Origin of the sequence: Baekduia sp. (assembly GCF_035318805.1) — a bacterium.
Classification (GTDB): Bacteria; Actinomycetota; Thermoleophilia; order Solirubrobacterales; family Solirubrobacteraceae; genus Baekduia.
Genome location: NZ_DATHDY010000024.1, coordinates 1 through 15,862 on the forward strand (window position 1 = coordinate 1; position 15,862 = coordinate 15,862).

The 15,862-nt window shown below is 73.6% G+C and carries 18 protein-coding genes; 7 read left to right on the forward strand and 11 right to left on the reverse strand.

Features of this window, described 5'->3' with window-relative positions; translation table 11 throughout:
• Positions 1 to 146: 146 nt before the first annotated feature.
• From VK501_RS06005 to VK501_RS06015, 3 genes are all read right to left on the reverse strand, one after another.
• The gene (locus tag VK501_RS06005) at positions 147 to 1,154 is read right to left on the reverse strand and encodes a glycerate kinase (protein ID WP_324335640.1); all 1,008 of its coding nucleotides are present in this window, start codon (positions 1,152 to 1,154) and stop codon (positions 147 to 149) included.
• 56 nt (positions 1,155 to 1,210) lie between these two features.
• Positions 1,211 to 2,095 (reverse strand): DUF559 domain-containing protein, encoded by an 885-nt coding sequence (locus VK501_RS06010; RefSeq protein WP_324335642.1) that lies wholly within the window; start codon positions 2,093 to 2,095, stop codon positions 1,211 to 1,213.
• Between the two features lie 187 nt (positions 2,096 to 2,282).
• On the reverse strand, positions 2,283 to 3,725 hold the full coding sequence (locus VK501_RS06015; protein WP_324335643.1) for a PLP-dependent aminotransferase family protein: 1,443 nt from the start codon (positions 3,723 to 3,725) through the stop codon (positions 2,283 to 2,285).
• A gap of 60 nt (positions 3,726 to 3,785) precedes the next feature.
• Between VK501_RS06015 and VK501_RS06020 the strand changes: the two genes are divergently transcribed.
• Positions 3,786 to 4,388 carry a hypothetical protein gene (locus tag VK501_RS06020; RefSeq protein WP_324335645.1) on the forward strand — a complete coding sequence of 201 codons (603 nt, stop codon included), beginning with the start codon at positions 3,786 to 3,788 and terminating at the stop codon, positions 4,386 to 4,388.
• On the opposite strand, the gene VK501_RS06025 is transcribed toward VK501_RS06020, so the two are convergent.
• From VK501_RS06025 to VK501_RS06035, 3 genes are read right to left on the reverse strand one after another with little or no spacing between them, the layout of a single operon-like run.
• Positions 4,389 to 5,321, reverse strand: a complete 933-nt coding sequence (locus VK501_RS06025) for an ATP-dependent DNA ligase (RefSeq protein ID WP_324335647.1) — start codon at positions 5,319 to 5,321, stop codon at positions 4,389 to 4,391.
• A complete protein-coding gene (locus tag VK501_RS06030) occupies positions 5,257 to 6,213 on the reverse strand; it encodes a DMT family transporter (RefSeq protein ID WP_324335649.1) in 957 nt (318 codons plus the stop codon). Before VK501_RS06030 ends, VK501_RS06025 begins: the two co-directional genes overlap by 65 nt.
• 46 nt (positions 6,214 to 6,259) lie before the next feature.
• Positions 6,260 to 6,382: a hypothetical protein gene (locus VK501_RS06035; protein WP_324335650.1), complete on the reverse strand. Its 123-nt coding sequence runs from the start codon at positions 6,380 to 6,382 to the stop codon at positions 6,260 to 6,262.
• A gap of 65 nt (positions 6,383 to 6,447) precedes the next feature.
• On the opposite strand from VK501_RS06035, the gene VK501_RS06040 reads away from it, so the two are divergent.
• The 3 genes from VK501_RS06040 to VK501_RS06050 are packed head-to-tail and all read left to right on the forward strand — an operon-like array spanning position 6,448 to position 8,759.
• Positions 6,448 to 7,395, forward strand: a complete 948-nt coding sequence (locus VK501_RS06040; RefSeq protein ID WP_324335652.1) for a LysR family transcriptional regulator — start codon at positions 6,448 to 6,450, stop codon at positions 7,393 to 7,395.
• A 19-nt stretch (positions 7,396 to 7,414) separates the two neighbouring features.
• The gene (locus VK501_RS06045; RefSeq protein ID WP_324335654.1) at positions 7,415 to 8,128 is read left to right on the forward strand and encodes a metal-dependent transcriptional regulator; all 714 of its coding nucleotides are present in this window, start codon (positions 7,415 to 7,417) and stop codon (positions 8,126 to 8,128) included.
• 46 nt (positions 8,129 to 8,174) lie between these two features.
• Complete coding sequence (locus VK501_RS06050) at positions 8,175 to 8,759, forward strand: SGNH/GDSL hydrolase family protein (RefSeq protein ID WP_324335656.1); 585 nt, start codon at positions 8,175 to 8,177, stop codon at positions 8,757 to 8,759.
• Here the strand turns inward: VK501_RS06050 and VK501_RS06055 are convergent.
• Positions 8,756 to 9,859: a PLP-dependent aminotransferase family protein gene (locus VK501_RS06055; protein WP_324335658.1), complete on the reverse strand. Its 1,104-nt coding sequence runs from the start codon at positions 9,857 to 9,859 to the stop codon at positions 8,756 to 8,758. The two genes, VK501_RS06050 and VK501_RS06055, sit on opposite strands and share 4 nt — an antisense overlap.
• A gap of 59 nt (positions 9,860 to 9,918) precedes the next feature.
• Between VK501_RS06055 and VK501_RS06060 the strand changes: the two genes are divergently transcribed.
• Positions 9,919 to 11,193 (forward strand): diguanylate cyclase domain-containing protein, encoded by a 1,275-nt coding sequence (locus VK501_RS06060; protein ID WP_324335661.1) that lies wholly within the window; start codon positions 9,919 to 9,921, stop codon positions 11,191 to 11,193.
• Positions 11,194 to 11,212: 19 nt separating this feature from the next.
• Here VK501_RS06060 and VK501_RS06065 read toward each other — a convergent pair whose 3' ends face one another.
• The 4 genes from VK501_RS06065 to sucC form a co-directional block, all read right to left on the reverse strand.
• Entirely contained in the window at positions 11,213 to 11,887 is a 675-nt protein-coding gene (locus VK501_RS06065; protein WP_324335663.1) for a hypothetical protein, read from the reverse strand.
• Between the two features lie 23 nt (positions 11,888 to 11,910).
• Entirely contained in the window at positions 11,911 to 12,675 is a 765-nt protein-coding gene (locus tag VK501_RS06070; protein ID WP_324335665.1) for a hypothetical protein, read from the reverse strand.
• A 159-nt stretch (positions 12,676 to 12,834) separates the two neighbouring features.
• Positions 12,835 to 13,707: a succinate--CoA ligase subunit alpha gene (gene sucD, locus VK501_RS06075; protein ID WP_324335667.1), complete on the reverse strand. Its 873-nt coding sequence runs from the start codon at positions 13,705 to 13,707 to the stop codon at positions 12,835 to 12,837.
• Positions 13,704 to 14,858: an ADP-forming succinate--CoA ligase subunit beta gene (gene sucC, locus VK501_RS06080; protein WP_349260979.1), complete on the reverse strand. Its 1,155-nt coding sequence runs from the start codon at positions 14,856 to 14,858 to the stop codon at positions 13,704 to 13,706. The genes sucD and sucC overlap by 4 nt, the downstream gene beginning before the upstream one ends.
• Positions 14,859 to 14,901: 43 nt before the next feature.
• Here sucC and VK501_RS06085 point away from each other — a divergent pair, with 43 nt between their 5' ends.
• A complete protein-coding gene (locus tag VK501_RS06085; RefSeq protein ID WP_324335672.1) occupies positions 14,902 to 15,579 on the forward strand; it encodes an HAD family hydrolase in 678 nt (225 codons plus the stop codon).
• 41 nt (positions 15,580 to 15,620) lie between these two features.
• Positions 15,621 to 15,862, forward strand: a 242-nt coding sequence (locus VK501_RS06090; RefSeq protein WP_324335674.1) for an MBL fold metallo-hydrolase, incomplete at its 3' end; no start/stop codon positions are given.

The following is a 15,862-nucleotide window of genomic DNA, read 5'->3' on the forward strand; positions in this document are numbered from 1 at the left end:
AAACACCACGACCGCCTGCTCGTTCACCATGTGGGTGACCTCCTGAGCGGGGCCGCGACAGGCGCAATCTGTCGCTACCAAGCCCCGCTTGGGAGGTCACTCCACCCCAACGGCCGGATGGAACGGTGGATCGAGGCTAAGCGGCCCTACGCCTCGCGGCGCTCGAGCATCATTCCCAGGCGCTCGCCGGCGGCTTCGAGCTCCTCGCGGGTCGAGGCCTGCTGGATCACCTGGAGGTCGAGGATGCGCGCGCTGAAGCGGTCGATCGCGTCGGTGCCGACGATCGCGTGACAGGGGACGCCGGCCTGGCGGGCGCGGGTGGCGATCTCGCCGGCGATCTTGCCCTCCAGGGTGGTGGCGTCGAGGCGGCCCTCGCCGACGACGACCGCGCGCGCGGCGCGCATGCGCCTGTCGAAGTCCAGGGCTTCCAGGACGAACGCGGCGCCCGGCTCGAGGCGCGCGCCGTGGGAGGCCCAGAGCCCGCCGGCCAGGCCGCCCGCCGCGCCGGTCATGGGCACGCCGCGAGGGTCCTTGGGCAGGCGTTGTGCTTGCTCTTGGAGCCGGCGCTCGAGCTGCTTGATGGCCTTGGCGTCGGCGCCCTTCTGCGGGCCGAAGCGCGCGGGCGCCTGCTCGAACGGCGTGCGGACGTCGCAGAGGACGACGAGCCGGGCGCCCTGGAGGCCGCCGGCGGCGTCGATGGCCTCGAGGGCGCCGGCGCCGCCGTCGGTGGTGGCGCTGCCACCCGCGGCCACGAGGATGACCTCGGCGCCCGTGGCGGCCGCGGCGACGATCAGCTCGCCGGTGCCGCGCGACGAGGCGGCGACGGCGTCACGCTCCTCAGGCGCGACGAGGTGCAGGCCGCTGGCCTCGGCGACCTCGACGATCGCGGTGCCGCCGTCCTCGATCAGCGCGAAGCCGCCGCGGATCGACCGCCCGAGCGGGTCGGTGGCGGCGGCGCCGGCGGTCTCACCGCCGAGCGCCGTGAGCAGGATGGCGAGCGTGCCCTCGCCGCCGTCGGCGACCGGGCAGAGGTCCGGCGGGGTGAGCCCGGCCCGCTCGAGGCCCGCGCCGATGGAGGAGGCCACCTGGTCGGCGCGTAGCGTGCCCTTGAACGAGTCGGGGGCGACGAGCACGGGCGGCGGGAGCGGGGGCATGGCGATGCCGAGCGGTTCTACCAGAAGCGCGTGGCGGCCAAGCGCCCGGCGTGGCTTCAGCGCAGCAGCGCCCGCAGCTCGGTGGCGATCTGGACCGGTGCGAGCAGCACCTCGGTCGCCGTGAAGCGGGCGACGCGGTAGCCCTGCGCCAGCGCCTCGCGGTCGCGCCGGCGGTCGGTGGTGAACGCGTCGCGGGAGCGGTGGAAGGTCCAGCCGTCGACCTCGACGACGAGGCGGTGGGCCGGCCAGCGAAAGTCGCGCTCGCGGTCGTTGTCGTAGTGGTTGACCTGCGGGCGCGGGAGGTCGTGGTCGAGGCACAGCTGGAGGAACGCGGCCTCGACGTCGCTGCGGGTCTGCGTGACGCCGTGGTCCTCGAGGTCGTCGACCAGGGCGAGGAGATGACGGCGGCCCGCACGCCGCGGGTGGGCCGCCAGGGTGCGGTGGATCGCGGTGAGGTCGAACAGCTCGAGCTGCACCGCCCGCTCGACGGCGCGGCGCAGGTGGTGGGGCGGGATGAGCGCAGCGAGATCGAGGAGCGTGCGGGCGACGGTCGTGGTCGGGATGCCGTCGAGGTCGGCCACCTCGGCGGGGGTGAGGCGGTGGCGGTAGGTGTGCACCGGCGCGTCGGGCTGGCGGGCGGACGGGACGGTGACGTTCCAGCGTGCGCTGCCATCCGGCCGCAGGCCCCAGGCGCCGGCGGCGCTGCGATGGCTCAGCACGGCGCCGTCGCCGCAGGCGAGCACGATGGCTCGCCTCCGGCCGCAGACGGTCAGGTCGCGGTGACCGATCGCGTAGACGCCGTCGTGGAGCGGGAGGTAGCGGCCGGTCTGCAGCCGGTGCTCGATCGCGCGCCGGCCAACGCCGGTCTCGAGCAGCTCACGGCGGGCCGCGACCCCGTGGAGCCACGGCGGTCCGGGACGCATGTCATCGAGACCCCGCATGTGGGGGTCTAAGGCGCACGCGTTCGGAAACTCGCCCCCCGGGGGCGCTCAGGTCGCCCCGGCGCCGGGGCCTCCTCGGCGCGCGGCCCGCGACCCGTGCAGCCGGGGTGGTCCGGGATGCGTGTCATCGAGACCCCGCATATGGGGGTCTAAGGCGCACGCGTTCGGAGACGCGGCCCCCGGGCGCTCAGATCGCCGCCGGCGCCGGGTCGTCCTCGACGGCGGTGGCGCCGCCTACGCGTGTGGCGAGCTGTGAGAGCGTCTGCACGGCGCGGGCCAGGTCGTCGGGAGGCCGGGTGTAGGGCAGGCGGATGTGGTGCTCGAAGGTGCCGTCGGTCGTGAACGACGGTCCCGGCGTGATGTGGACGCCGGCGTGCGCCGCCGCGGCGGCCAGCCGCGTCGCCACCGGCGACGGCAGGCGCACCCAGGCGCTGAGGCCGCCGCGGGGCCGGCGGCACGTCCACGCCGGCGCGTGCTCGGCGAGCGCCGACACCAACGCGTCACGCCGCGGGCGCAGCAGCGCGCGCCGCGACGCCAGCACCTCATCCCACCTCGCGAGCAGCTCGACCGCCACCAGCTGCTCGAGCACCGGGCCGGCGAGGTCGACGTCGGCGCGCGCCGCCGCGAGCTCCCGGATGAGCCGCGGCGCCGCGCGGATCCAGCCGATCCGCAGGCCGCCCCACGCCGACTTGCTCATCGAGCCGATCGTCACGACGGCGCCGCCCGGATCCGACGCGGCCACCGGCGCCGGCATCGCCGGGCCGTCGAGGCGCAGCTCGGCGTTGGTCTCATCAGCCACGAGCAGCATCCCCGACCGTGCGGCGGTCGCGGCCAGCGCGGCCCGGTCGCCGGCGCTCATCGTCAGGCCGGTCGGGTTGTGGAAGTCCGGGATCGTCAGCCCCAGGCGCGGACCGACCGCCCGCGCCGCCGCGTCCCACGCGGCCACGTCCCAGCCCGACGCGCCGAGCGGCACCGGCACCGCCCGCGCCCGGGCGCCGCGCACCGCCGACAGCGTGCGCGGATACGACGGCGCGTCGACGAGCACGCGCTCGCCGGGCGTCGTCAGCAGCGACAGCAGGAGATGGAGCGCATGCTGCGCGCCCGCGGTCACGAGGACGTGGTCGGCCGTCGTCGGCGCGCCGCGCTCGGTGAAGCGCGCCGCGATCGCCTCGCGCAGCTCGCCCACGCCAGCCGGCGCGCACCCCAGCATCGCGGAGTACCGCGACAGCGCCGTCGCCGCGCGCGCCGCGCACTCCCCCAGCAGCGGCTCGGGCGCCGGCAGCGCCGCGATCGTCAGATCGAGCGCCCGCGCCGGCGCGCCGCCGAACACCGGCGGCGGCGCCCCCGGGCCCGCCCCGGCGGGCAGCGTCAGCCAGCTGCCGGCGCCGCGCGCGCTCACCAGGTACCCGTCGCCGCGCAGCCGGTCGTAGGCGCGCGAGACCGTCCCGCGGCTGACCCCCAGCTGCGGCGCCAGCGCCCGTTCGCTCGGCACGCGCGTGCGGACCGCCAGCCGGCCGTCGACCACGAGCCCGCGCAGCGCGTCGGCCAGCGCGTGCGCGCTGGCCCCCGGCCGGCGCCAGCCCTCGCCGAGGAGACCCGCCAGGACCGCCGGTGCCACCGGAGCGCTCATGGATCCATGATCGCCCGATTGGCCCCACATGTACAGGTCCATTCACGCCATCATGGACCCATGCTCGTCCGCCGCCTCGTCCAGCTCTACGCCGGCCTGGTCCTCTACGGCGTGAGCGCGTCGATGATCCTGCTCTCGGGGCTCGGCAACGACCCGTGGGACGTGCTGCACCAGGGCCTGTCGCGCCAGACCGGCATCGGCACCGGCACGTGGGTGAGCATCGTCGGCGTGATCGTCCTGCTCGGCTGGATCCCGCTGCGCCAGCGCCCCGGGCTGGGAACGGTGAGCAACGTCGTGGTCCTCGGCGTCGTGGTGGAGTTGATGCTCGCCGCGTTCGGTCCCGCGCACGGCCTGGCGCTGCGCATCGTCCTCATGCTCGCCGGCATCGGGCTCAACGGCGTCGCCATCGGCCTCTACATCGGCGCGCGCTTCGGGCCCGGGCCCCGCGACGGCCTCATGACCGGCATCGCCGCCCGCGGCCACTTGCTGCGCGCCGTAAGGACCGGGATCGAGATCACCGTGCTCGTCCTCGGCGCCGCGCTCGGCGGCACCGTCGGCGTCGGGACCCTGCTCTACGCGGTCGCCATCGGCCCGCTGGCCCACGTCTTCATCCCGCTGCTGGAGATCGAGCCGCGGCCGCGCCTGCAGCCCCAGCCCGCTTAATTAAGAGTCGAGCTGCTCCACCGTGCAGTCGGCCGGGTCCTTGTCGTCGCGCCACCGCTGCACCTTGGCCCCGTGCCGGATGCGCCCGTCGGACACGTGGTCGAACGTCACCTCGACCACGAGCTCGGGCCGCAGCGCGACCCATTCCAGGTCGCGCCCCGCCGACCAGCGCGACGGCTCGCCCGAGCCGCGCTCGCCGGTCTCGTACGCCGCGAGCTTCGCGGGCAGCTCCCGCTTCTCCTTGGCCGTGAAGCCTGAGGAGTGGCCGACCTCGCGCAGCCGGCCGCCGGGCCCGTAGAGCGCGAGGATCAGCGCGCCGACCGTGCCCTCGGCCTTGCCCGGGCGCCAGCCGACCACCACCGCGTCGATCGTGCGGACGCGCTTGATCTTCACCATCCCGACGCGCTCGCCCGGCCGGTAGGGCTCGCCGGCCTCCTTGGCGATCACGCCCTCCTCGTGCTCGAGCCACGCCGACGCGTCGCCAGCCGTGAACACCACCGGCGTCAGCTCCACGCCCTCCAGGCCGGCGTCCTCCAGCAGCGCGCGCCGCTCGCGCCACGGGCGCTCGAGCAGCACGTCGTCGTCGAGCGCGAGCAGGTCGAACGCGATGAAGCGCGCCGGCGTCTCGACGGCCAGCCGCTCGATCCGCGACTTGGCCGGATGGATCCGCTGGCCGAGCGTGTCGAAGGAGGCGGCGACGATCTCGCCGTCCAGCACGTAGCGGCCGGCGGGGAACCCGGCCAGCACCTCCGGGAAGTAGCGCCCGAGCGGCTTGCCGTTGCGCGACTGGAGTGCGACGTCGTCTCCGTCGACGAACGCGATGGCCCGGAACCCGTCCCATTTGGGCTCGTAGGCCCAGTCGTCGCCCTCAGGCAGGCTCGCGCGCGATCGCGCGAGCTGGGGCGGCAGCGGGGGCTGGATCGGCAGCGTCATGGCTGCTGACCGTACCCGTCCCGCGCAGCTGCAGGATGATGACCGCCACCAGGACGAGCGCGCCGCCGACCAGTTGGCCGGCGCCGAGCGCCTCGCTGTAGATGACCGTCGCGAGCCCGACGGTGACCGCCGGCTCAGCGGTCGAGACGATCGAGGCGGTCGCGGGGCCGACGTCGCGCAGTCCGAGGAAGAAGGCGCTGACCGCGAGCACGGTCGAGCCGCACGCCACGGCGGCGATCCAGCCCCAGCCGGCCGCGCCGAACGTCATGTCCAGCGAGCCGTCGACCAGTCCGGCGGCGGACACGGCGACCGCAGCGCCCGTGCAGATCAGCGCCGACAGCATGAACGGGTCGACCTGGGCCACGACGCGGTCGGCGACCAGGATGTAGGTCGCGTAGACCACGGCGGCGCCGAGGGCCATGGCGACGCCGAGGCCGTCGATCGCGCCGACGCTCCCGCCGAGCAGCACGAGCACCGTGCCCGCGGTCGCCAGGCCGAGCGCGCCGAGGCGGCGCCGGGACGCGCGCTCGCGGCCGAGCGCCAGCGCGCCGACGAAGACGAGCACGGGGTAGATGTACAACAACAGCGAGGTCAGCGACGCGTCGATGCGCGTCAGCGCGCCGAAGTAGAGCCCGGCCTGCACGGCGTAGCCGGCGGCGCCGAGCGCGAGGCTCGTCAGCAGCACCCGCCGGGAGGGAAGGCGGGCGCCGCGGACGGTCACGATCACCCAGAAGAGGGCGGCGGCCAGGATGAACCGGAGGCTCAGGAGCGTGACCACCGTCACGCCTGCGCCGAAGGCCTCCTTGGCGAAGATGGCCAGCGCGCCGAAGCCGCAGGCCGAGAAGACGCACAGGGCGACTCCACGGCGATGGTGCGGCGACGGCGGCGGCACGTCGGGGGAGGTTAGAGCGGAGTCGAGGGTTCGGCGGGGGCTTCGGCTACCAGTTGCGGCGATCGCCGTCGCGGCGCGAGTCAGCACCGAAACGAGACGAGAGCGCGGCACCGCCGCCGAAGACTCCGAGGACTGCGAGCAAGGAAATCATGTCCTCAGTATCGGACATACGTTCTCCTTCCTCTAGCCTTTGTTGCCTCCGGCATCCATAGGATTCCCCTTGAGGTCACAAGCATGACGCTGCAGCAGCTCGAGTACTTCCTCGCGGCCCTCGACGAGGGGTCGTTCTCGGCGGCCGCCGAGCGGCTGCACCTGGCCCAGCCGTCGCTGAGCGAGCAGGTCCGGCGGCTGGAGGCCGAGCTCGGCCTGCCGCTGTTCGCGCGCGTCGGCCGCGGGATCAAGCCCACCGAGGCGGCGCGCGCGCTGCGGCCCCACGCCGAGGCGGCGCTGGCCGCGGTGGCCGAGGCCCGCGAGGCGGTCGTGCAGCAGCGCGAGCTCCAGGGCGGCATCGCCACGTTCGGGACGTTCGGCAGCGCGCGCTGGTACCCGGGCACCCAGATCGTCGCGGCGTTCCGCCGGCGCCATCCGAAGGTGCGCGTGCGGCTGGTGGGGCAGAACTCCTCCGAGGTGGCGACCGCGGTGCGCGAGGGCGAGCTGGAGGCGGGTCTCGTCGCCCTGCCGATCGACGACACCGGCCTGGAGGTGCGGCCGATCATGCACGACGAGATCGTCTACGCCAGCGCCGACCCGGCGCGGCTGCGCACGCCCGTCACCATCGCCCAGCTCGCCGCTGCCCCGCTCATCCTCACCGACACGAGCTTCGGCCTCGAGGACCCGACGCGCCGCCAACTCTTCGAGCTCGCCCAGCGTGCGGGCTTCACCATCGAGCCGCAGATCGACGTCGAGGATCTCGAGACGGCGATCGACCTCGCCGCGCGCGGCTTCGGCGACACGCTCGTCGCGCGCGGGGTCCTGCTCTCGCTCGGCCGGCGCGTGCCCAAGCGCCTGGGCTGGGTCCCGTTCGCGGATCCCATCTACGACACGTTCGGCTTCATCAACCGCCGCGGCGCCCGCCTCTCGCCGGCGGCACGCGAGTTCATGTCCTTGGCCGAGGAGCGGATGCAGGCGATGGCCGAGGAGCTGAAGAGCAAGCCGCCGAGAAGGCACAAGCCTGGCGCGTAGGGCCAGTACGATGGATGCGATGTCCGACAACGCGACCGTCGCCGAGCAGGAGTACCTGGAGACGCTCTTCTGGCTCTACGAGGCCGGGCTGCCGATGACGGGCGCCAACATCGCGCGCGCCATGCAGCTCTCGCCGCCGACGGTCCACGAGATGGTCGGAAGGCTGGAGCGCGACGGCTACATCACGCGCGCCTCCGACAAGGTCATCTCGTTCACCGACGAGGGGCGCGAGCACGCCGAGGCGATCGTGCGCCGCCACCGGCTCATCGAGCGCTTCCTCACCGACGTCCTCGGGATCCCGTGGGACGAGGTGCACGAGGAGGCCGAGCGCCTGGAGCACGCGATGTCGCCCGTGCTCGAGGAGCGCATGCTCGCCGCGATCGGCGACGTGCGGACGTGCCCGCATGGGCACCCGATCGACGTGGGCAGCCGGATCTCCAGCGTGCCGCTGGCCGATGTCGAGGTCGGCGCGAGCGTCAAGATCGTCCGCTTCGAGAACGAGGCCGAGGACCTCCTGCATTACCTCAAGGCCGCGGGGATGGACCCGGGCCTGCAGGGGACGCTGGCCCAGAGCGGCGCCGACGACGTGGTCATCGCCACCGACGACGGCGACACGCTCACCGTCACCCGCAGCGTCGCCGAGACCGTCTCGGTCGTCGCCGACCCGTCGCCGCCGCCGCGCGTCGCGCTCCCGGCGCAGTTGGTGCTCGGCGAGCAGCGCTACGGGCGGTAGGAGCCTCGGCGCGGCGGCGGCATCGCCGTCGCGCAGGATGGTGGCCATGACCGCGACGCCGGGCTACCGCGACCTCTCGTGGTCGGACCGGCTCGCCGCCAGGCTGGCGCTGGGGCGGCCGGGCGCGACGCTGTTCAACCTCGGGCGGCGCGACCTGACGGCCGCCGAGGTGCGCTGGACGCAGCTGGAGACCGCGCTCTCGCTCGGTCCCGAGCTGGCGATCGTGCTGGCCGGCGGCAACGACCTGCTGCGGGGCGAGCTCGACGTCGACGCGCTGCAGGACGAGCTCGTCGCCATCGTCGGGCCGCTGCGCGAGGCCGGCGCCGACGTGCTGACGATGGACCTGTTCGACATCACGATCTCGGGCCACGTGCCCGAGCGCTTCGTCGCGGTGATGAGCCGGCGGCTGGCGCAGCTCGCGGAGCTGACGCGGGAGGTCAGCGAGGCCGCAGGCGGGCTCCACGTGCCGCTGCGCGCGCACCCGGCCGCCGCCGACCCCGGCCTCTTCAGCACCGACGGCCTGCACCTCAACGCGCGCGGCCACGCGATCGTGGCCACGGCGCTGGCGCGCCACCTGGGCGCGGTGCGCCGCCGCGCCCGAGCCCGCGCCCGTGCGGCGGAGGCTGCCTAGGCCGTGGTCGTCGCGCGGGCGGCGCGGACGGCCTCGGCGAGGCGCGAGACGCCCTCCTCGATCTGGTCCTCGGTGACGCCCGAGTAGGCCAGCCGGAGGGTGTTCTCGCCGCCCTCCAGGAGGAAGTCGGTGCCCTTGACGAAGGCCACGCCGCGGGCGTTTGCCTCCTCGAAGACGCGGTCGATCGAGGTGCCCTCGGGCAGCTCGACCCACATGAAGTAGCCGCCTTCGGGCGCCTGGAACCGCGCCTCGGGCAGGTCACGCGACAGCGCGCCGGTGAGGCGCTTGACGCGGGCCGCGAGTGCCTGCTTCACGGTGGCGATCGAGCGGTCGATGTCGCCGTTGACGATGAACTCGTAGACGAGCGACTGCGCCACCATGTTCGGCGAGATGTAGGTGTTGGTCGCCAGGCGCTGGATCTCCGAGACGCGCTCGGCGGGCCCGACGAGGTAGCCGACGCGGATGCCCGGACACACGGTCTTGGAGAACGACGACGCGTAGACGACGGAGCCCGTCGTGTCCTGCGACAGCATCGTCGGCAGCGACTGGCCCTTGAAGCGGATGTCGATGTACGGGTCGTCCTCGAAGATCACGAAGCCGAACTCGCCGGCCAGGCGGAGCAGCGCCTCGCGCTTGGGCCCGCTCAGCGTGTAGCCCGCGGGGTTCTGGAAGTTGGGGATGACGTGGGCGAGCGTCGGGCGGACGTCTTCGTCGCGCAGCAGTCGCTCGAGCTCGACGACGTCGATGCCGTCGGTCTCGAGGTTGACCATGCGCACGTCGGCGCCGCGGCCGCGGAGGTTCAGCAGCGTGCGGTCGTAGGTCGGCTTCTCGACGACGACCGAATCGCCGGGCTTGACGAGCGTCTCGAAGAGGAACGCGTCGGCCTGCATGGAGCCGTTGGTGACGATGACCTGTGACGTGTCGACGCCGTGCTGGTCGGCGATCCACTCGCGCAGCGGGCCGTAGCCGACGGCGGTGCCGTAGGCCGTCGTACCGGCGGGGTCGCGCTCGAAGGCGCGCGTCGCAGCGGCCTTGAGTCCATCGACGTCGACGATGTCCAGCGAGGGGGCGCCGCGGGCGAAGGAGATCACGTCAGGCATCGACGTTTGATCCTATCGAGGCCCGGACCGTCCGCCGCGGACACGATCCTGGGGGTGCGATGGCCGCGCCCGCCCACTCCGTGCTGCTCGTCGAGGACAGCCTGCCCTACGCACGGCTTGCCGGCCTGCTGCTCGACGGTGCGCTGCCCGGCGGCGTCGAGGTCCGCCATCACGAGACGCTGGAGGCTGCGGTGGCGGACCTGCGCGAGCGGCCGGTCGACTGCGTGCTGCTGGATCTCGGGCTGCCCGAGGCGCGGGGGCTGGAGGCCTTGGCGACCCTGCAGCACGCGGGGCCGGGCGTGCCCATCGTGGTGCTGAGCGCCCACGACGACGACGAGCTCGCGATCGCCGCGATCCGGGCGGGCGCGCAGGACTACGTGGTCAAGGGCGACGAGCGCGCCCCGGCCGGGTTCGTGCGGGCGGTGCGCTTCGCGATCGAGCGCCGGCGCGCCGCCGAGCACGCCGAGGACCTCCTGCGCGCCAACGAGGATCGCTGGCGGACGCTGACGCATCTCGCGCCGGTCGGGATCGTCGAGACGGGCGACGACGGGCGGTGCGGGTTCGCCAACGACTGGGTGTCGGAGCTGACCGGGCGCCCGCGCGGCGCGCTGCTCGGGCTCGGATGGCGCGCGGCGATGCACCGCGACGACCGGCCGGGCTTCGACGCCGCGTGGCGTGCGGCGGCGCAGCCTGGCGGCACCGGCGAGTTCGCGCTCGAGGTGCGGTTCGTCGCGCCGGACGGGCGCGTGCGCTGGGCGCACGTGACGGCGGTGATGCTGCGCGACCCGTGGGGCGGCCCGGCCGGGTGGCTGGGGACGCTGGTCGACGTGACCCCGGCGCGCCGGGCCCGTGAGGAGCTGCGCGACCTCGCGCGCACCGATCCGCTCACCGGTCTGGCGAATCGACGCATGTGGGACGAGCGGCTCGCGGTCGAGCTGGCGCGCGCCGCGCGATCGGACCGGCCGCTCTGCGTGGCGGCGCTCGACCTCGATCGCTTCAAGCCCTACAACGACCGCTTCGGGCACGCGGCCGGCGACGAGCTGCTACGGCGGATGACGGCCGGGTGGCGCGGCGTCCTGCGCGCGTCGGACCTGCTGTCGCGCCTGGGCGGCGACGAGTTCGCGGTGCTGCTGCCCGACTGCGACCGCGGGTGCGCCGAGGCGATCCTGGGACGGCTCCAGGAGGTGCTGCCGGCGGCCGAGCACGGCGTCGGGTGCTCGGCGGGGCTGGTGGTGTGGGAGCCGGGCGAGAGCGCCGGCGCGCTGCTGGCGCGGGCCGACGGCGCGCTGTACGCGGCCAAGGCCGCCGGACGCGGCGGGATCGCCGTGCGGTGAACCCGGCCGGCGGGGCGGCCTACGCCGCGTCGTCGGGCGGGTCGAACGGCGGCGGCTCGACCGGCGGTGGGACGATGCGGCGGGGCGTGCCCGGGCGGCGCGGCAGGGCGCTGGCGATCTGGCGGACGCGCTCGCGGGCCTCGTCGGCGGGTGCCGCAGGCGCGCTGCCCGGCTCGGGCTCCGGCTCGGGATCGGGGACCGCGTGCGGCCGCGTCGTCAGGCGCGTCACCTCCGCGGTCGGCGCGTCCGCGCCGGGGAGCCGGATCGGCGCGCGCTGCGCCTCGGCGGCGACGGCCTCGGCGGCGGCCGCGAGCACGTCGACGACCTTCTCGACCCCGCGTTGCAGGCGGCCGGCGCGCTCGGCGCGATCGGCGAGCGCCTCGGCGTGGGCGAGCAGGCGGTCGGCGACGGCGCTGATGCGGCGGGCGCGGCCGGCGGCGAACGCGTCCACCCGGCGGACGGCGTCGTCGAGGTAGTCGGAGGCCTCGCGCTCGGCCCGGCGCCGGAGTCGCTCGGCGTCCTGCTCGGCGGCGAGGCGGATCTGCGTCGCGCGCTGCTCGGCGTCCGCGTCGGCGCGCGCCCGCATCTGGGCCGCGGCGCTCTCGGCGACGGCCATCACCTCGCGCACGCGCTCGGCCAGCGACGCGGCGAGCTCCTCGGCGGAAGGGGTGCGGGAGAAGTCGTCGTCGGCCACGGGTCGGTGCTCCGCGGTCCGGCTCAGCCCCCGGGTGGGCCGAGGGCGAGCGTGAGCCGTCCCTCGGCGACGGCGGTGACCGCGAACGGGACCGGTGCCGCGACCCGCAGCGCCGACCCGAGCGCGACGGGACCGGCGAGCTGCACGTCGATGGTCGCGGTGCCCTGGTCCAGCGCGCGGACGTAGACCTCGAGCACGCCCGGCGTGTGCACCAGCGCCTGCTCGAACGCCGACAGCGTCGCGAGGTCGGCGAACGGCGCGGCCTGCACCGTCACGTGGCCGGTCAGCAGCGTGTCGGCGGGATCGTGCGGGACGTCGGCGCCCAGCTCGGTCAGCACGCGCGACAGCTCGGCGACGAGGTCGTCGGTCGTCTGGACGAGCCGATCGCGGAAGGCCAGCAGCTCGTCGAGCTGCCGATGCAGGCCGGGGGCGGGGGACGCGGGCGGCGCGGGCGCCGGCGCGGCCGCCACCGGCCACGGCGCCGCCGGGGGCACCACGGGCACGGGCGGCGCGCCGTTGAACGCCGACACCGGCGGCGGACCGGCGACCTGCTCGGCGCCGCTGCCGTGCCACGCGGCGGTGAAGGGCGTCGAGTCGGCCGGCGGCGGCCCCGGATCCTGGGCAGCGGCAGGTGCGCCGGTGGACACCGGGGCGGGCGACGGGGTCCAGCCGGCCTGGGCGGGCTCGGTGTCCAGCTCGCCGCCGCGCCCGACGGACTCCAGCTCGCGCTCGAGCTCCTTGAGCTTGCGCTCGAGCTCGCTCAAGGTGGTTGTGACGTCGCTGTCCATGGCGTGTGGCGATGTCGCGCAGTGCTGGGAAGCGACGTCGGCGACGTCGCTTTGCAGCGTTCGTGGCGACCCTCGCGGTGAGCGTACTCGCGAACGGAGAACGACGCCAACCGACGAAACGGATCGACCGGCGAACCTTCGCCGGTCGATCCGCGCCGGCTACTTGCCGAGGATGTCCATGGCGATGTCGGCGACCTCGGTGGGCGTCCGGCCCACGCGCACGCCCTTGGACTCCAGTGCCTCGGCCTTCGCGGCCGCGGTGCCCTTGGAGCCCGAGACGATCGCGCCGGCGTGGCCCATGGTCTTGCCGGGCGGCGCGGTGAAGCCCGCGATGTAGGCCACCACCGGCTTGGTGACGTTCTCGGCGATGTAGTCCGCCGCGCGCTCCTCGGCGTCGCCGCCGATCTCGCCCGACAGCACGATCAGCTCGGTCTGGTCGTCGGCCTGGAAGAGCTCGATGATGTCGATGAACGACGAGCCCGGGACGGGGTCTCCGCCGATGCCGACGATCGACGAGTTGCCGAAGCCGGCCTGGGCCAGCGTGTTGCCGATCTGGTAGGTCAACGTGCCCGAGCGCGACACGACCCCGACGTTGCCCTCCTTGAAGAAGGACGCCGGGATGATGCCCACGTTCGCCTTGCCCGGCGACAGGATGCCCGGGCAGTTGGGGCCGACCAGGCGCGTTCCGGTGCGCTGCAGGTGCGTGTAGACGCGCAGCTCGTCGTGCGCCGGGATGCCCTCGGTGATCGCGATGACCAGCGGGATGCCGGCGTCGGCGGCCTCGAGGATCGAGTCGGCGGCGAAGCGCGGCGGCACGAAGACCATCGCGACGTTCGCACCGGTGTTGGTCACCGCGTCGCGGAACGTGTTGAACACCGGGATGCCCTCGACGTCCTGGCCGGCCTTGCCGGGCGTGACGCCGGCGACGACGTTGGTCCCATAGCGCCGGTTGTTGAGCGCGTGGAACGTGCCCTCGCGGCCGGTGATGCCGGAGACGACCAACTTGGTGTCGTTGTCGATCAGGACGCTCATGCGGGCACCTCTCCCTTGGCCAGCGCGACGACCTTCTGGGCGGCCTCGTCCATCGTGGCCGCGGTGGTGACGTTCGGAAGGTTCGCGTCGGCGAGGATCTTCCGGCCCTCGACGTCGTTCGTGCCGTCCAGGCGGACGACGAACGGAACCGATGGCTTCAGCGTCTTGAACGCCTCGATGAGGCCGTTGGCGACCTCGTCGCCCCGCGTGATCCCGCCGAAGATGTTGAACAGGACGGCCTTGACCTTCTCGTCGGAGAGGATCACCTCGACCGCGCTGGTGATGGCCTCGGCCTTCGATCCGCCACCGGCGTCCAGGAAGTTGGCCGGCGCGCCGCCGTAGTGGGCGACGACGTCGAGCGTGGACATGACCAGGCCGGCGCCGTTGCCGAGGATGCCGATGTCGCCGTCGAGCTTGACGTACGTCAAGCCGCGCTCGTGCGCCATCTGCTCCTGCGGGTCCTCGTCGGAGGGATCGCGCAGGTTGGCGTTGTCGGGGTGGCGGAACAGCGAGTTGTCGTCCAGCGTCACCTTGGCGTCCAGGGCGGCGACGGTCCGCTCGGGCGTGACGATCAGCGGGTTGACCTCGACCAGCAGCGCCTCCTCGGCAACGAAGGTCCCGTAGAGCTGGTGCAGGAACGCGCCGACGGGGCGGACGAGGTCGGCGTCGACGCCGGCGTCGAAGGCCAGGCGCCGGCCGTGGAAGTCCTGGAAGCCGAGCAGCGGGTCGACGTGCAGCGTCGCGATCGCGCCCGGGTTGGTGTCCGCGACCTCCTCGATGTCCATGCCGCCCTGGGTGCTCAGCATGATCAGCGGAGCCTTGGCGCCACGGTCGAACACGATCGACGCGTAGTACTCGGACTCGATCTGCGAGGCGGCCTCGATCCAGATCTCGTGGACCGTGAAGCCCTTGATGTCCATGCCGAGGATGGCGGCGGAATGCGTGCGCGCCTCGCCCTCGTCGGAGGCGATCTTGATGCCGCCCGCCTTGCCGCGACCACCGATCTTCACCTGTGCCTTGATGGCACATGGGAAGCCGACTTCTTTGGCGGCAGCGACGGCTTCGTCGACCGTTCGTGCCGGGCGCCCGTCGGGGACGGGGATTCCGTGTCGGGCGAAAAGCTGCTTGCCCTGATATTCGAGGAGGTCCATGAGCGGTCGCCGACAGTAGCGAAATGGCACAATCCCACGCCGCATGGCTCTTCCTAAGAACATCCAGTGGGTCACCTTCGACGTCTATGGGACGCTCATCGACTGGGAGAGCGGGGTTGCAGACGCCTTCGAGCGTGAAGCCAAGCGCGATGGCTTCACCATCGACCGCACCCAGGTCGTCGATCTCTTCCTCGAGGCGACGGCCGAGATCCAGAGCGGTTCGTACGAGCTCTACGCCGAGGTGCTGCGTCAGGCGGCGGTCAAGATCGCCAAGGAGATCGGGTGGCCGCTGGAGCCCTCGCGGTCCGGGTTCCTGCCGGACTCGGTGGCGCGGTGGGGCGCGTTCAAGGAGACGATGCCCCAGCTCAAGAAGTTCCTGGGCAAGTACGAGACGGGCTTGATCTCCAACATCGACGACAAGCTCCTGGGGCTGACGCGGCGCCACATCCCGGCCGACGTCGACCTCGTCGTGACCGCCCAGCAGGTCCGGTCCTACAAGCCCGATCCCGCGCACTTCAACGAGTTCGCGCGGCGCATCGGCGGCAAGAAGGGCTGGGTCCACGTGGCGAGCGGGCTGTACACGGACATCGAGCCGGCGACCAAGTTGAAGGTGCCGACGATCTGGGTCAACCGCCGCAAGGAGGAAGTACCGGCGGGCGGCAAGAAGCCGACGGCCGAGGTGAAGAACCTGCTGGAGGCCGCGAAGCTCCTCGGGCTGTAGACGACGGTCATGGGGACCCACCTCCGGCTGCGACACCCCTGATGCAGGTCGTCGCCCTCGACCCGGGCGTCATCGTCGCCCGGAGCGTGAAGTGGCAGACCACGTGCACGCTGCTGCACCGCGGCGACGAGACGTTCGTCGTCGACTCGCCGGTCTTCCCGGACGAGCTCGACGCGCTGCCCGGCATCCTCGGCCAGGCGGGATGGTCGCTGTCGGGGCTGCTCGTGACCCATGCCGACTGGGACCACGTGCTGGGACGGCTGGCCTTCCCCGAGGCGTCCAT

Coding starts and splice junctions, on each gene's coding strand:
- VK501_RS06005 (WP_324335640.1), bottom strand. CDS start 1,154: ATGCCCCCGCTCCCGCCGCCCGTGCTCGTCGCCCCCGACTCGTTCAAG.
- VK501_RS06010 (WP_324335642.1), bottom strand. CDS start 2,095: ATGCGGGGTCTCGATGACATGCGTCCCGGACCGCCGTGGCTCCACGGG.
- VK501_RS06015 (WP_324335643.1), bottom strand. CDS start 3,725: ATGAGCGCTCCGGTGGCACCGGCGGTCCTGGCGGGTCTCCTCGGCGAG.
- VK501_RS06020 (WP_324335645.1), top strand. CDS start 3,786: ATGCTCGTCCGCCGCCTCGTCCAGCTCTACGCCGGCCTGGTCCTCTAC.
- VK501_RS06025 (WP_324335647.1), bottom strand. CDS start 5,321: ATGACGCTGCCGATCCAGCCCCCGCTGCCGCCCCAGCTCGCGCGATCG.
- VK501_RS06035 (WP_324335650.1), bottom strand. CDS start 6,382: ATGTCCGATACTGAGGACATGATTTCCTTGCTCGCAGTCCTCGGAGTC.
- VK501_RS06040 (WP_324335652.1), top strand. CDS start 6,448: ATGACGCTGCAGCAGCTCGAGTACTTCCTCGCGGCCCTCGACGAGGGG.
- VK501_RS06045 (WP_324335654.1), top strand. CDS start 7,415: ATGTCCGACAACGCGACCGTCGCCGAGCAGGAGTACCTGGAGACGCTC.
- VK501_RS06050 (WP_324335656.1), top strand. CDS start 8,175: ATGACCGCGACGCCGGGCTACCGCGACCTCTCGTGGTCGGACCGGCTC.
- VK501_RS06055 (WP_324335658.1), bottom strand. CDS start 9,859: ATGCCTGACGTGATCTCCTTCGCCCGCGGCGCCCCCTCGCTGGACATC.
- VK501_RS06060 (WP_324335661.1), top strand. CDS start 9,919: ATGGCCGCGCCCGCCCACTCCGTGCTGCTCGTCGAGGACAGCCTGCCC.
- VK501_RS06070 (WP_324335665.1), bottom strand. CDS start 12,675: ATGGACAGCGACGTCACAACCACCTTGAGCGAGCTCGAGCGCAAGCTC.
- sucD (WP_324335667.1), bottom strand. CDS start 13,707: ATGAGCGTCCTGATCGACAACGACACCAAGTTGGTCGTCTCCGGCATC.
- sucC (WP_349260979.1), bottom strand. CDS start 14,858: ATGGACCTCCTCGAATATCAGGGCAAGCAGCTTTTCGCCCGACACGGA.
- VK501_RS06085 (WP_324335672.1), top strand. CDS start 14,902: ATGGCTCTTCCTAAGAACATCCAGTGGGTCACCTTCGACGTCTATGGG.